Origin of the sequence: Roseitalea porphyridii, assembly GCF_004331955.1 — a bacterium.
Taxonomy (GTDB): Bacteria; Pseudomonadota; Alphaproteobacteria; order Rhizobiales; family Rhizobiaceae; genus Roseitalea; species Roseitalea porphyridii.
In genome coordinates, this window is sequence record NZ_CP036532.1 from 2,509,534 (window position 1) to 2,523,906 (window position 14,373).

The window sequence follows — 14,373 nt, forward strand, 5'->3', positions numbered from 1 at the left end:
CGCGGGACCTAAACCGCCCTTTGCTCTTCGGGCTCGGGCGCGGCGTAAGGGTCGGCCAGCGCGGCGGGGATTTCCGAATGGTGGCGCGGCCGCTCGCGGGCGATCGTTCGCATCATCACCACCACCGGCAGCAGCCCGAACGCGACGATGATCAGCGAGGGCACGGCCGCCTGCGCCAGCCGTTCATCCGAGGCGAGGCGATAGGCCTGCACGGCGAGCGTGTCGAAATTGAACGGCCGCAGGATCAGCGTCGCCGGCAGTTCCTTCATCACGTCGACGAAGACGATCAGCCCGCCTGTCAGGAGGCTCGCCTTCATCAGCGGCAGGTGCACCCGGCCCAGCATGCGCCCGGTCGAGCAGCCGAGCGTCCGCGAGACCGCGTCCATGTTCGGCTTGATCTGGCTCATGCCCGTGTCGAACGAGGAAAGGGCCACCGCCATGAACCGCACCATGTAGGCGAAGACCAGGATCGCCATCGAACCGGTGATCAGAAGCCCGGTCGAAATGCCGAACCGCGCCTCCATGAAGGCATCGAGCGCATTGTCGAAACCGGCCATCGGCACGAGCACACCGACGGCGATCACACCGCCGGGAATCGCATAGCCCATGCCGGCGACGGTCTTGATGAAATGGGCCGTCCGCCCGGGCTTGAGACGCACCAGATAGCCAATGATCACCGCGCCGCCCATCGTCACCAGCGCGGCGACGAAGGAAACGGCCAGCGAATTGGTGATAAACCCGGCATAGCGGTCCGAGAACGGGCTCTGGCCGGAATCGATTGCCATGTCGAGCAGGACGCCCAGCGGGATTGCAAAACCGACCAGCACCGGCAGCGCGCACAGCGCGATCGCGCCCGCCGCGCGCCAGCCATCGAGCCGGTGCGGAGCCATTGCCTCGATCCTGCGGCCGGCCTCGTGATGCTTGCGCGCGCCGCGCTCGATGCGTTCGATGAAGACCAGGAACAGCGCGACCAGCAACAGGCAGAAGGCGAGCTGCGCCGCCGCCGCCCGGTCGCCCATCGAGAACCAGGCCTGGTAGATGCCGGTCGCAAACGTCTGCACGCCGAAATGGGCGACGGTGCCGAAATCGGCGACCGTCTCCATCAGCGCCAGCACGACCCCGCCCGCGATCGCCGGCCGGGCCATCGGGATCGACACGCGGAAGAACGCGCTCCAGGGCGAATGGCCGAGTGTGCGCGCGGCGAAATAGGCGGTCGGCGACTGGCGCAGGAACGCCGCGCGGGCGAGCAGATAGACATAAGGGTAGAGCACGCAGATCAGCATGATCGCCGCGCCGCCCACCGAACGGATCTCCGGGAACCAGTAATCGCGCGGGCCCCAGCCGGTCAGCGCCCGCAGACCGCTCTGCACCGCGCCGGGGTGATCGAGCAGGTCGGTATAGGCATAGGCGAGCACGTAGGCGGGAAAGGCGAGCGGCAGCGCCAGCAGCACCTCGAACAGCCGCCGGCCGGGAAACTGGCAGATCGTCACGAGCCATGCCGCCCCGGTGCCGACCAGCGCCGTGCCGACGCCGACGAGAACCACAAGCTGGACCGTGGTCCAGGCGTAGCGCGGCAGCACGGTCGCGGCGAGCCCGCGCCAGACATCGAGGCTGCCGCCCAGTGCCGACACGGCGACCGCCACCATCGGCAGGATGCACAGCGCCGCGATCGTCCCGGCGGCGAAAAGGATGACACGGTTCGACAAGTCGGAGCCCGGATCGTGTTGCGATAAAGTGGAGTATGGCAACCAGCTTTAGCGGTCAACCGCCGCGCGCGCCCGTGGCGGCCGCCTCCACACGCGCCGGACCGGCCATGTCGGCCCTCGACCCGCCACGGCCGGGCCGATGTCGTTTTCAGACATTCCCGAAATCGTCGCCATGGCCGATCCTGACCGTCGCCGCATGGAGCCGGGAGGTTGGCCATGAACATCATGCCGCTGGAGCGCGACACCGAACTCGCCGCCGTGCTTGCGCCGGTCGACCGGGCGCGCGGCCTGCCGAACCATTTCTACACCAGCGCCGAGACCCATGCGCGCGAGAACAATGCCGTGTTCGCGCGCAACTGGGCCGGCATCGGCTTCGCCAAGGACCTGCCCGATCCGGGCTGGGCCGTGCCCGTCGATTTTCTCGGCCAGCCGCTGCTGATGGTGCGCGATCGCGCCGGCACGGTGCGCGTGTTCCACAATGTGTGCCGCCACCGCGGCATGGTGCTGGTCGAAAAGGCCGGCCCGATCCGCGGCGCGATCCGCTGCCCCTACCATTCCTGGTGCTACGATCTGGACGGCGCGCTCAAGGCGACCCCGCATGTCGGCGGACCCGGGCACAACGCGCACGAGGCGGTCGACCGCGCCACGCTCGGCCTGATCGAGGTGCCGAGCCATGTCTGGCGCGACGTGGTCTTCATCAACCTGGCCGGCAACGCGCCGCCGTTCGAGACCGCGCACGCCACCCTGATGGCCCGCTGGGCCGATTTCGACCATCCGCTCAGTTTTGCCGGTGAAGACAGCGCGTTCACGCTCGATGTCGCCACCAACTGGAAGCTTGCCGTCGAGAATTATTGCGAGAGCTATCACCTGCCCTGGGTGCATCCTGGCCTGAACGCCTATTCGCGGCTCGAGGACCATTACAACATCGAGGAGCCCGACGCCTTTTCCGGACAGGGCACCCACGTCTACCGCCAGCTTGCCGGCGAAGACGGGGAGAGGTTCCGCGACGCGCCGGACTTACCGGCCAAGTGGGACACGGCGGCCGAATATGTCGCGCTCTATCCGAACGTCCTTTTCGGCGTGCACCGCGACCATTCCTTCGCCATCATCATTGAGCCGCACGGCCCCGAACGCTCGGTCGAGCATGTCGCGCTCTACTATCATCATCCCGGCGACACCGGGCCCGAACGCGCGGGCCTGCGCGCCCGCAACACGGCGCAATGGAAGACGGTGTTCGAGGAGGATTTGTTCGTCGTCGAGGGCATGCAGCGCGGCCGTCATGCCGGCGGGTTCGATGGCGGCCGCTTCTCGCCGGTGATGGACAGCCCGACCCATTTGTTCCACCGGTGGATCGCGCGGCAGTTCGCCGATGTCGCTGCTTGACCGCGCCACGCTCGACGCCGCGCTGATCGCCGCGCACGAGGCCGGCGATCCGGCCATGCTCGCCGCGCTCTACCGCAAGGCCGCCGACACGCTCGAACGCCTCGGGCAGGTCGACGCCGCCCTGTTCTTCTTCACCCAGGCCTATGTGTTCGCGCTCGACGCGGGTCTTGCCGAGGCCGACGATGTCGGACGAATCCTGCGGGCGAACGGCCGGCTGTGAGGCCCTTCAGACCAGATCGTCGATCGTCACGCCGAGCGCGTCGGCGAGCTTCCTGAGCGTCTTCACCGAGCCGGTCTTCCGGCCCGCCTCGATCTCGGCGATCTGCACGCGATTGACGCCGGAAGCCTCCGACAGCGCCGCCTGCGTCAGGCCGCGCCATTCGCGGTAGACCGCAACAGGGCTGTCACCCTCGATGAGACGAACCATGAATGGGTGCGGGATACCCTCCCCACCCTCTTCGATCGCCTTGTCGTATGCGAGAATGTCCTCGAGATCCTCCTTGGCGGCGACGAGCGCCTCATACTCCGCCTCGGGAATGGTGATCATCTTCATCATAGCCTCAATCGTAGACGCTGCCGCGCGGCCCCACGGCGAGCACTTCCAGGACAACCCCGTCCCTCATGATGACGCGCCAATCGCCGACCCTGAGCCTGATACCGTCCCGGCCCTTCAATGTCTTGACGTTGTTGGCCAGCGACGCCGGATCGGTGGCGTACGCCTCCACCTTCCTGATGATACGCATGGCAACGTTCCGCGGAAGCCGTCGCAACGTCTTCTCGGCACCGGGAAGATAGACGATCGGCTTCATGCCACAATGTAGCCCTTGGCGACATTGCGGTCAAGAAACCGTCAGGCGAGGGCCCGTGCGGCCTGCGGCTCGAACGCATGCACCGAATGCACCTCGAACGGCGCCCCAGGCTCGCGCTCGACGAAAAGGGTAAGGCGGTCGATTGTCAGCCCGGCCTCCGGCAGCGCCCCGAAATGGCGCCTGAGCGCCATCTCGACGCGGTCGCGCTCATGCTCCTCCACATGGCCGGTCAGTGTCATGTGGAAGCGGAACGCGTCGAACACGTAAGGATAGCCCCAGTTGTAGAGGTTGCGCAGTTCGGTGCGCGACAGCCGCTCGGGCCGGCGGCGCTCCAGTTCGGCGTCGCTGAGCGGCGCGCGAAACTTGTCGAACATCGCCACCACCCGGTTGGCCAGATCGTTCAGCCGGCCGTTCTCCTGCGCGGGAACCAGCGCGAAGAAGCCGCCCAGAAGGCCGATCTTCATCTCGGGCAGGTCGACCGTGGTCATGCCGGCGCAGAAGTCGCCGAGCGCACGCAACAGATCGGCCTCGCGCGCATGACCGGCCAGGCGGAACGGCGCCTTCAGCGTGCCGTGGAAGCCGTAGCGGCGCGGCGCGGCCGTGTAATAGGCCTGCGCGCCCGCGCCGAGCGCGCCCAGTCCGGTCGCCGGGATCGGCAGACCCGAAAAGGGATCGCGTCCAAGCCACTGGGCGGCGGCGACCGTCAGGTCGTTGTCGCGAGGCGGACTGAAGTAGATCGCGTAACGCATGGGGCGAATCACATGGCCGTTTCCTTGGCGCATTAGCTACGTTCGATGTGTGACAACCAAGCGACTCCGCATCTGTTTTCGCGCAGCCCTCGACTTGGGCGCCAAGAATTCTCGTCGGATAGGCTTACGACGAAAGCTGCGCCCATAAAGTGTTAGCCGAACCCGCAACCTGATTATCCAATTGATTTTTCTGTTTTTTCCGTGGTTTCCGCCAACGCTTCCGGATGGCTTAGCACTAAGTAGTGTTGAGAACGGGGCACCCCTCGACTGATATGCCGCCACCCCGCCATGCCGGCCGGAAACGATCCGTCCGCTGGCGGCAAACGCGATCAGGACCAAGCGCCGATCGCTCTTCATCCAAGGGGTCGGGAGGATCCCGCGCGATCCGCTTGCGACGTCCCGCGTGGACGTCCGGTTGCCGTTGCGCGCCTTCTTCCGTGCCCCGAACGTGGCATGCACTCGAGGGAGGACAACTCAATGAGTGACAATCAGGGTTCGGCGGACAGCTACTGGTCGGCCAATCTCCGGCTGATCGGCGTTTGCCTTGTGATCTGGGCGCTGGTCTCGTTCGGCTTCGGCATCCTGCTGCGCCCGCTTCTGGCCGGCATCACCATCGGCGGAACGGATCTCGGCTTCTGGTTCGCCCAGCAGGGATCGATCCTCGTCTTTCTCTTTCTCATCTTCTTCTATGCCTGGCGCATGAACGCGCTCGACCGCAAGCACGGCGTCGAAGAGTGACGGCGACAAGCGCCTAGGGACCTATCATCATGGACCAATACACACTCAATCTGCTGTTCGTGGGCGCGTCCTTCGCGCTCTACATCGGCATCGCCATCTGGGCCCGCGCCGGCACGACGGGCGAGTTCTACGCGGCCGGGCGCGGCGTCAACCCGATCATGAACGGCATGGCCACCGCCGCCGACTGGATGTCGGCCGCATCCTTCATCTCCATGGCCGGCCTGATCGCCTTTGTCGGCTATGACAACTCGACCTACCTGATGGGCTGGACCGGCGGCTACGTGCTGCTGGCGATGCTGCTCGCGCCCTATCTGCGCAAGTTCGGCAAGTTCACCGTGCCCGAGTTCATCGGCGACCGGTTCTACTCGCAGACCGCGCGCATCGTCGCCGTGGTCTGCCTGATCGTCGCCTCGGTCACCTACGTCATCGGCCAGATGACCGGCGTCGGCGTCGCCTTCTCGCGCTTCCTTGAAGTCGACAACACGACCGGCCTTCTGATCGGCGCGGCCGTCGTCTTCTTCTACGCGGTCCTTGGCGGCATGAAGGGCATCACCTACACCCAGGTCGCCCAGTACTGCGTGCTGATCTCCGCCTACACGATCCCGGCGATCTTCATCTCGCTGCAGCTCACCGGCAATCCGGTCCCGGCGCTCGGCCTGTTCGGCGAGCATTCCGAATCGGCGACCCCGGTTCTGGCCAAGCTCAACCAGGTCGTCACCGACCTGGGCTTCAACGAGTACACCGCCCATGACGGCAACACGCTCAACATGGTGCTGTTCACCCTGTCGCTGATGATCGGCACGGCCGGCCTGCCGCACGTCATCATCCGCTTCTTCACCGTGCCGAAGGTGGCCGACGCCCGCTGGTCGGCCGGCTGGGCACTGGTCTTCATCGCGCTCCTGTACCTGAACGCCCCGGCCGTCGGCGCCATGGCGCGGCTCAACATCACCGACACGATGTGGCCAAACGGCGTGCAGGGCGAGGCCGTCTCGCTCGAGGCGATCCAGAACAGCGAAGAGCTCGACTGGATGCGCACCTGGGAACAGACCGGTCTGCTCGGCTGGGAAGACAAGAACGGCGACGGTCGCATCCAGTACTACAACGAAGGCTCGGCCGCCATCGCGGGTTTTGCCGAGGAGCGCGGCTGGCAGGGCAACGAGCTGACCAACTTCAACCGCGACATCCTGGTGCTCGCCAACCCCGAGATCGCCAACCTGCCCGGCTGGGTGATCGCGCTGGTCGCCGCGGGCGGTCTCGCCGCCGCCCTTTCGACCGCGGCCGGCCTCTTGCTGGCGATCTCCTCGGCCATCAGCCACGATCTGATCAAGAGCGCGATCAATCCGAACATCTCGGAGAAGAACGAGCTTCTCGCGGCACGTATCTCGATGGCCGTGGCGATCTGCGTGGCGACATGGCTGGGGCTGAACCCGCCCGGCTTTGCCGCCCAGACCGTGGCGCTCGCCTTCGGTCTTGCGGCGTCGTCGATCTTCCCGGCGCTGATGATGGGCATCTTCTTCAAGCGCATCAACAACACGGGCGCGGTCGCCGGCATGGTCGCGGGCCTTGGCGTCACCCTTGTCTACATCTTCCTGCACAAGGGCTGGTTCTTCATTCCCGGAACCAACTCGTTCACCGATGCCGAGCCGCTGTTGCTGACCATCAAGTCGACCTCGTTCGGCGCGGTCGGCGCGGCGATCAACTTCGCGGTCGCCTTCGCGGTGGCCCGCGCCACCGAGGCTCCGCCCCGGCACATCCAGGATCTGGTCGAAAGCGTCCGGATCCCGAAAGGCGCCGGCGCGGCAACCGCCGACCACTGACACGCGGACCGGGCCGGATTCTCCCGCCGGCCCGGCCGCCACGAAAAGCCCCGCTTGACAAGAGCGGGGCTTTTTGCGCCCAAGTCCAAAAGGGGTTCACAAAGTTCATGCCGTCGGCTCCGATGACAGACAAGGCCCGGGCCTTTGCCGACTTCGCCGCCTTCGCCGAAGGCCGCGCCCCGTTCCGGTCGCTCGCGCCGGACCATTTCGAGGCGATCACGCACAATGCCGGCCGCCACACGGTCGAGGCGGGCGATACCGTCTGCGACATCGGCGATTCGATCGCCGGCCTGCACGTCATCGTGTCTGGCAACATGCACCTGATCTCGCCCGAGGGCGAAGTACTGGCCGACATGCATGCCGGCGACATATTCGGGCACCGCGCCCTGATGCGCGACGGCCGGGCGATCCTCAAGGTCGTCGCGCGCAGCCGGGCCGAATTCGCGGTGATCCCCGCCCCCGTCTTCAAGCGGATCATGGCCGACGATCCGGTCTTCGCGGCCTTCTTCAGGCGGCGCGCCGATGCCCCGCAGGCGCGCAGCACCGCGCCCACCGCCGCCGATCTCGCCGCGACGACGCTCGGCGACCTGATGACGGCCAACCCGATGACCCTGCCGCGCGACGCCACTGTGCGCCAGGCGGCAGAGATCATGTGGGACCGGCACATCTCCTGCATGCTGGTGACCGGCGACGACGGACGGCTTGCCGGCATCGTCACCGCCGGCGATCTCGTCGGAACCGTCATCGCGCGCGGCGTTTCGCCCGACAGCCCCCTCTCGGCGGTGATGACCGCCGATCCGGTCGCGCTGGGACCGACGTCGACGATGCTCGAAGCGGTGATCGTCATGACCGAGCGGCGCATCGGCCATCTGCCGGTTGTCGACGCCGGGGGCAGACCGGCCGGCATCGTCACCCAGACCGATCTGGTGCGCCGCAACTCCAACTCGCTGATCTACATGATCGCCGACATCAACCGGCGCGACAGCTACGAGGGCCTCGCCGAAGTGGTCGCGCGCGCGCCGCAGATGCTGGTCGAACTTGTCGCCAGCGGCCTTGAGGGCCATCAGGTCGGCCGGATGATGACCGGCGTCGCCGACGCCGTCACACGCCGGCTGATCGCGCTTGCCGAAGAACGGTTCGGACCGGCGCCGGCGCCCTTCCTGTGGCTCGCCTGCGGCAGCCAGGGCCGCATGGAGCAGACCGGCGTCTCCGACCAGGACAATTGCCTGTTCCTGTCCGATGCCTATGAGGAAGCAGCGCACGGGCCGTGGTTCGCAAAAATGGCGAAGTTCGTCTCCGACGGGCTCGACGCGGCCGGCTATTTCTACTGCCCCGGCGACATGATGGCGACCAACCCCAGATGGCGTCAGCCGGTGCGCGTCTGGCGCGGCTATTTCGACGGCTGGATCGACAAGCCCGACCCGATGGCGCAGATGCTGGCGAGCGTCATGTTCGACCTGCGCCCCATCGCCGGCGACGAGGGCCTGTTCGGCGACCTCAACGTGACCACGCTCGAAAGGGCCAGCCGCGATTCCATCTTCCGCGCACACATGATCGCCAATTCGCTGACCCATACGCCGCCGCTCGGCCTGTTCGGCGGGCTGTCGCTGATGCGCGACCGCGAGCATCGCAACGCGATCGATCTGAAACTGTCCGGCGTCGTGCCGATCACGGATCTCGCCCGCGCCTATGCGCTCGCCGGCCGCATCACGGCGGTCAACACGCGCGAACGGCTGATCGCGGCACGCGACATGGAAGGCGTCCTGTCGAAGACCGGCGGCAACGACCTGATCGACGCCTACGACCTGATCGTCGAACTGCGGCTCAAGCACCAGACCGCGCAGATCCGCGCCGGCGGCAAGCCCGACAACTTCATGGTGCCGGACACGCTGTCGGCGCTCGAGCGCAACCACCTCAAGGACGCCTTCTCGGTGGTCAAGACGCTGCAATCGGCGATTGGCCAGGTCGGGGCGAGGCGATAGGCTCGCACCGGGGGAGAACACCATGTTCCTGACCATCGTCGGCGCCATCGTTCTGGCCATCGCCTGCGCGGGCCTCGTCTCGCTGGGCTTCCGCGCGTCCGGCCAGCGTGCGCCGAGGGGCGTGCTGCCGCTCACCGGCGGCGTTGCCATGATCGTCTTCATGGCCTGGATCGAGAACTCCTGGTACGGCCGCACCGTCTCCGAACTGCCGGAAAGCCATGTCGTCGTCGCGACCGGCGAGTTCTCCAACTTCATCCAGCCCTGGACGCTGGTCTTTCCGCGCATCAACCGCTTCATGCTGGTCGACACCGACACGATCCGCGTCAACCAGGCCGAGCCGACCGTGCGCCAGGCCGAGATCATCCTCGTCCAGCGCTACACGCCCACCGTCGTCACGCGCCAGTTCATCGATTGCGCGGACGGGCGCCGCGCCGACAACACCGATGCGACCGAACTGGACGACAACGGCCTTCCGACGAATGTGACGTGGATCGACATCCCTGCCGACGGAGACCTGATGGCGACCGTCTGCAACCATCCGGTCGGCTGATCGAACCACCAACCGCTGCCAAGGTCATAGGCCCAAAGACGGGGTGGCTTGCCCCCCGGCCAGACCCCACAATTCGTTCAGTTCGGGACTGGGTGCGCGTCCGACGCGCCGCCAAGGGAGGTTCACGTTATGCATTGGGTCGAGCGCCTGAGCCTTCGGGCTCGCATCGCCCTGTTCTTCGCGCTGATCGGATCGGTCAGCGTGGGCTTGCTCGTGGGCGCGATCATCTGGCTGTCGCAGCGTCTGGGCGCCGGCGCGGTCGACCATATCGTCGTCATCGTCGGCAGCGCCGCCTTCGCGATCACCGGCCTGATCGCCTGGGTGGCGCTGAAGTTCGACGAGAACCTCGCCAAGCCGCTGATGGCGATCGCCGCCGACCTGAAGACCATCGCGCATGCCGATGGCAAGGCCATGCGCCTGCAGTCCGATGGCGAATATCTGGGCATGATCGCGCCGGCCGCGCGCGAGGTCTCCGGCGCGCTGATCGACGCCCGCGCCCGCACCGACGCCGCGATCGAGGACGCGATCCGCGACGCTGCCCGCCAGAAGGCCGAGCTCGAAGCGCTGCTGCGCGACCTGCATCAGGGCCTCGTCGTCTGCACGATGACGGGCCGCGTCACGCTCTACAATCATCGTGCCGTCGAGATCCTGCATGTCGAGGAGTTCCGCCGCGACGACCCCGGCTCTACCGAGATCATGATCGGCTCGCTGGGCCTTGGGCGCGACTTCTTCAACATCGTCGAGCAGGGCCCGTTCCGCGCCGCGCTTGAGGCCTTCGATCTGGACGATGGCGCCAATCCGCTGCCCATGGCCGATCAGGGCGCGGTGCCGATCGTCTTTTCGACCTGCGATGGCGCGGTGACCATGCGCGGCCACATCGCCCTGCGGCTGAACGAGGCGGGCAATGCGCCGGCCGGCTTCATCGCCGTCTTCGACGACGTGACCGCCGAACTGGCGGCCGGCCTCGAACGCGACCGGGTGCTGCGCGAGGCGATCGGCGATATCCGCGCGGCCGTCGACACGAACGCCGGATCGGACGGGCTGCGCGGCGCCCTCGCCCGGCTCGAGGCCGTCTCGGGCAACATCATCGCCTCGGCCTGGCCGATGGCCGACGTGCCCGCCGGCCGCCTATTCGGCGCCGTCCGCAAGGCGCTCGCCGGCACCGGCGTCACGCTGGCGACCACCGGCGATGCCGAATTCATCCATGCCGACAGCGCCACGCTGATCGCGCTGCTGCGCCATCTGTCGCGCGCGCTGATCGCCCATGAAGGCGCCGCCGGTCTGACGCTGGCCGCAAGCGGAACCGGCCATGCGCGGGCCATCCGCATCGCCGCCAGGGGCGCCGGGCCGGATGCGGCATGGCTGGAGGCGCACCTGGACGCGAACGCGGACCCGTCGACCGCTTTCCTGTCCGGCCATGCGATCCTCGAGCGCCACCGCGCCACTGCCCGCATTGAAAACGGCGCCATCGTCATCGACTTTCCGGTCAACACGACCGCGCGCCCGCACGCCGAAAGGCGCGAAGCCGAGCGCGTCGGCGCCCGCCCCGAATTCTACGATTTCGACCTGTTCGAGCGCGACACCTCCCGCGACCTGCTCGACGTGCCCCTGTCGCAACTCCATGCGGTTGTCTTCGATTGCGAGATGACCGGGCTCGACCCGCGCCGGGGCGACGAGATCGTCTCGATTGCCGGCGCGCGCGTCGTCAACGGCCGCGTGTTGACCGGCGAAATCTTCGATCTCTTCGTCAATCCGGGCCGGCCGATACCGGCCGCCTCGACCAACATCCACCACATCACCGACCGCATGGTCGCCGACGCGCCCGGCGTGCCGGCAGCGCTCAAGCGTTTCCACGCCTTCGCCCGCGACCAGGTCCTGGTCGCCCACAATGCGGCCTTCGACATGGCCTTTCTGGCCAAGGGTGAAGCGGCCGCCGGCGTGCGGTTCGACAATGTGGTGCTCGACACGGTGCTGCTCGCCGCCTGGCTGCAGGGCACCGAGGGCGAACTGACGCTCGATGCCCTTGCCGAACGGTTCAACGTGACGATCGCCGAGGCGGACCGGCACACCGCGCGCGGCGACGCGCTGGCGACCGCGCACATCTTCGCCAAACTGATCAGGCTGCTCGAGGCCAGCGGCGTGACCACGCTGGGCGACGCGCTGCGCATCTCCGAGGCGCAGACGGCGATCCGACGACGCCAGGCCGCCTACGGGTGAGCGGGCCAATCACCGCCTCGAGAATTGCCCCCACCCTTCGTCCCTTGCCCGCAAGCGTGTGAGGGAAGACCTTGGCGCCGCCGAGATTGACGCGCGCTTTGCGCCTGGTTCGAAGATCGGAGGGGATTGCTGGATGTGGAAGTCCTCCCTCCCACGCTTGCGGGGAAGGGACGGAGGGTCGGGAAAGCGGCCGGAAGCGGGGGCAACGCGGCGAGACGCGGCGGAACACACCGGACGCTACTCCGCCGCCTCGCCCGGGAAGTTCCGGCGCCGCTCGCGTTCTTCGATCAGATCGAGCAGGTCTTCGGCCGCCTTGAGCACGTCCGTGCCCGGGCCGAAGATCGCCGCCACGCCCGCTTCCCGCAACAGCGCGTAATCCTTCTGCGGGATCACCCCGCCGACGATCACCGCCTTGTCGGCGGCATCGCGCGCCGCCAGTTCCTTGACGAGGATCGGCGCCAGCGTCGTGTGGGCGGCGGCGTGCGAACTCATGCCGACGATCTCGACATCGTGGTCGACCGCCATCTGCGCCGCCTCGTCGGGCGTCTGGAACAGCGGGCCGACATGGACGTCGAAACCCATGTCGCCGAACGCGGTGGCGATCACCTTGGCGCCCCGGTCATGCCCGTCCTGCCCGAGCTTGGCGATGAAGATCGACGGCGCCCGGCCGCTGCCGCTCTTGCGCGCCTCGATCCGTTTCCTGATGCCGGCGAAGCGTTCGTCCTCGGCGTAGGCGTCGCCGTAGACCCCCCTGATCGTCACCACATCGGCGACGTGCCGGCCGAAGACGCGCTCCATGGCCGCCGAAATCTCCCCGACGGTGGCACGCGCCCGCGCCGCCTCGACCGCCCTTTCGAGCAGATTGCCCCTGCCGGACGCGGCCGCCTGTTCCAGCGCCTCGAGCGCGGCGCCGCACGCCGCCTCGTCCCGGCTCGACCGGATGCGCTTGAGCCGCGCCACCTGCGCCATGCGCACCGCCTCGTTGTCGACGTTCAGAAGATCGATCTCCTCTTCGGCCTCCAGCCGGTACTTGTTGACCCCGACGATCACCTCCTCGCCCCGGTCGACCGCGGCCTGGCGCCGTGCCGCCGCCTCCTCTATAAGCCGCTTGGGCAGACCGTCCTGCACGGCCTTGGTCATGCCGCCGAGCGCCTCGACCTCCTCGATCAGGTCCCAGGCCTTGTCGGCGAGCTCCTTGGTGAGGCTCTCGACATAATAGGACCCCGCCAGCGGATCGACCGTCCGCGTCACGCCGGTCTCATGGTTCAGGATGAGCTGCGTGTTGCGGGCGATGCGCGCCGAGAACTCGGTCGGCAGCGCCATCGCCTCGTCGAACGAGTTGGTGTGCAGCGACTGCGTGCCGCCCAGCACCGCCGCCAGCGCCTCGTAGGCGGTGCGCACGACATTGTTGTAGGGGTCCTGCTCCTGCAACGACACGCCCGATGTCTGGCAATGGGTGCGCAGCATCTTCGATTGCGGCTTCTTCGGCTCGAACTCCTCCATGATCCGCGACCACAGGAGGCGCGCGGCGCGCAGCTTCGCCGCTTCCATGAAGAAGTTCATGCCGATGCAAAAGAAGAAGGACAACCGGCCCGCGAACGCGTCGACATCCATGCCCTTTTCGAGCGCGGCGCGCACATATTCGCGCCCGTCGGCGAGCGTGAAGGCCAGTTCCTGCACCAGCGTCGCGCCGGCCTCCTGCATGTGATAGCCGGAGATCGAGATGGAGTTGTAGCGCGGCATCTCGCGCGCCGTGTACTCGATGATGTCGGCGACGATCCGCATCGAGGCCTCGGGCGGATAGATGTAGGTGTTGCGGACCATGAACTCCTTGAGGATGTCGTTCTGGATGGTCCCCGAGAGCTGCGCCCGGTCGACGCCCTGTTCCTCGCCGGCGACGATGAACATGGCGAGCACCGGGATCACCGCGCCGTTCATCGTCATCGACACGCTCATCTCATCGAGCGGAATGCCGTCGAACAGGATCTTCATGTCCTCGACGGAATCGATGGCGACGCCCGCCTTGCCGACGTCGCCGACGACACGGTCATGGTCGGAGTCATAGCCCCGGTGGGTGGCCAGATCGAAGGCGACCGAAAGCCCCTTCTGGCCGGCCGCCAGCGCCTTGCGGTAGAACGCGTTGGATTCTTCGGCGGTCGAAAACCCCGCATACTGCCGGATCGTCCAGGCCCGGCCGGCATACATGGTCGCGCGCGGGCCGCGCGTGAAGGGCGCCACGCCCGGCAGCGAACCCAGATGGTCGACGCCTTCGAGATCGGCTTCGGTGTAGAGCGGCTTGACGGCGATGCCCTCGGGCGTGTGCCAGGTCAGATCGTCGGGCGAAGCGCCCTTGAGCTCGCGTTCGGCGAGTGCCCGCCACGCGTCCAGTTCGGGCTTGTCCTGATCGGCCATGGCGCGCCTC

Annotated in this window: 12 protein-coding genes; 7 read left to right on the forward strand and 5 right to left on the reverse strand. The window is 67.2% G+C overall.

Going from position 1 to position 14,373, the window contains the following annotated elements:
• Positions 1-8: 8 nt before the first annotated feature.
• Positions 9-1,706, reverse strand: a complete 1,698-nt coding sequence (locus tag E0E05_RS12255) for an ABC transporter permease (protein WP_244597715.1) — start codon at positions 1,704-1,706, stop codon at positions 9-11.
• Between the two features lie 216 nt (positions 1,707-1,922).
• Here E0E05_RS12255 and E0E05_RS12260 point away from each other — a divergent pair, with 216 nt between their 5' ends.
• Complete coding sequence (locus tag E0E05_RS12260; protein ID WP_131616972.1) at positions 1,923-3,089, forward strand: aromatic ring-hydroxylating oxygenase subunit alpha; 1,167 nt, start codon at positions 1,923-1,925, stop codon at positions 3,087-3,089.
• Entirely contained in the window at positions 3,076-3,309 is a 234-nt protein-coding gene (locus tag E0E05_RS12265) for a hypothetical protein (RefSeq protein ID WP_131616973.1), read from the forward strand. Before E0E05_RS12260 ends, E0E05_RS12265 begins: the two co-directional genes overlap by 14 nt.
• Positions 3,310-3,315: 6 nt before the next feature.
• Here the strand turns inward: E0E05_RS12265 and E0E05_RS12270 are convergent, their stop codons facing one another.
• Genes E0E05_RS12270 through E0E05_RS12280 form a run of 3 tightly spaced genes read right to left on the reverse strand, consistent with a single transcriptional unit; the run spans position 3,316 to position 4,647 of the window.
• Positions 3,316-3,642, reverse strand: a complete 327-nt coding sequence (locus E0E05_RS12270; RefSeq protein WP_210215706.1) for a helix-turn-helix transcriptional regulator — start codon at positions 3,640-3,642, stop codon at positions 3,316-3,318.
• A gap of 7 nt (positions 3,643-3,649) precedes the next feature.
• Positions 3,650-3,898, reverse strand: coding sequence for a type II toxin-antitoxin system RelE family toxin (locus tag E0E05_RS12275; RefSeq protein ID WP_131616975.1), 249 nt, complete (start codon positions 3,896-3,898; stop codon positions 3,650-3,652).
• A 41-nt stretch (positions 3,899-3,939) separates the two neighbouring features.
• Positions 3,940-4,647, reverse strand: coding sequence for a DUF1045 domain-containing protein (locus E0E05_RS12280; RefSeq protein ID WP_131618023.1), 708 nt, complete (start codon positions 4,645-4,647; stop codon positions 3,940-3,942).
• A 477-nt stretch (positions 4,648-5,124) separates the two neighbouring features.
• On the opposite strand from E0E05_RS12280, the gene E0E05_RS12285 reads away from it, so the two are divergent.
• From E0E05_RS12285 to E0E05_RS12305, 5 genes are all read left to right on the forward strand, one after another.
• A complete protein-coding gene (locus tag E0E05_RS12285) occupies positions 5,125-5,385 on the forward strand; it encodes a DUF4212 domain-containing protein (protein WP_039723052.1) in 261 nt (86 codons plus the stop codon).
• Between the two features lie 29 nt (positions 5,386-5,414).
• Positions 5,415-7,202, forward strand: coding sequence for a sodium:solute symporter family protein (locus E0E05_RS12290; RefSeq protein WP_131616976.1), 1,788 nt, complete (start codon positions 5,415-5,417; stop codon positions 7,200-7,202).
• Positions 7,203-7,324: 122 nt separating this feature from the next.
• A complete protein-coding gene (locus E0E05_RS12295) occupies positions 7,325-9,184 on the forward strand; it encodes a DUF294 nucleotidyltransferase-like domain-containing protein (RefSeq protein ID WP_158629358.1) in 1,860 nt (619 codons plus the stop codon).
• A gap of 22 nt (positions 9,185-9,206) precedes the next feature.
• Positions 9,207-9,734, forward strand: a complete 528-nt coding sequence (locus E0E05_RS12300; protein WP_131616978.1) for a hypothetical protein — start codon at positions 9,207-9,209, stop codon at positions 9,732-9,734.
• Between the two features lie 129 nt (positions 9,735-9,863).
• Positions 9,864-11,951, forward strand: a complete 2,088-nt coding sequence (locus tag E0E05_RS12305) for a 3'-5' exonuclease (RefSeq protein ID WP_131616979.1) — start codon at positions 9,864-9,866, stop codon at positions 11,949-11,951.
• A 237-nt stretch (positions 11,952-12,188) separates the two neighbouring features.
• Here the strand turns inward: E0E05_RS12305 and scpA are convergent, their stop codons facing one another.
• Complete coding sequence (gene scpA / locus E0E05_RS12310) at positions 12,189-14,363, reverse strand: methylmalonyl-CoA mutase (RefSeq protein ID WP_131616980.1); 2,175 nt, start codon at positions 14,361-14,363, stop codon at positions 12,189-12,191.
• Between the last annotated feature and the right edge of the window lie 10 nt (positions 14,364-14,373).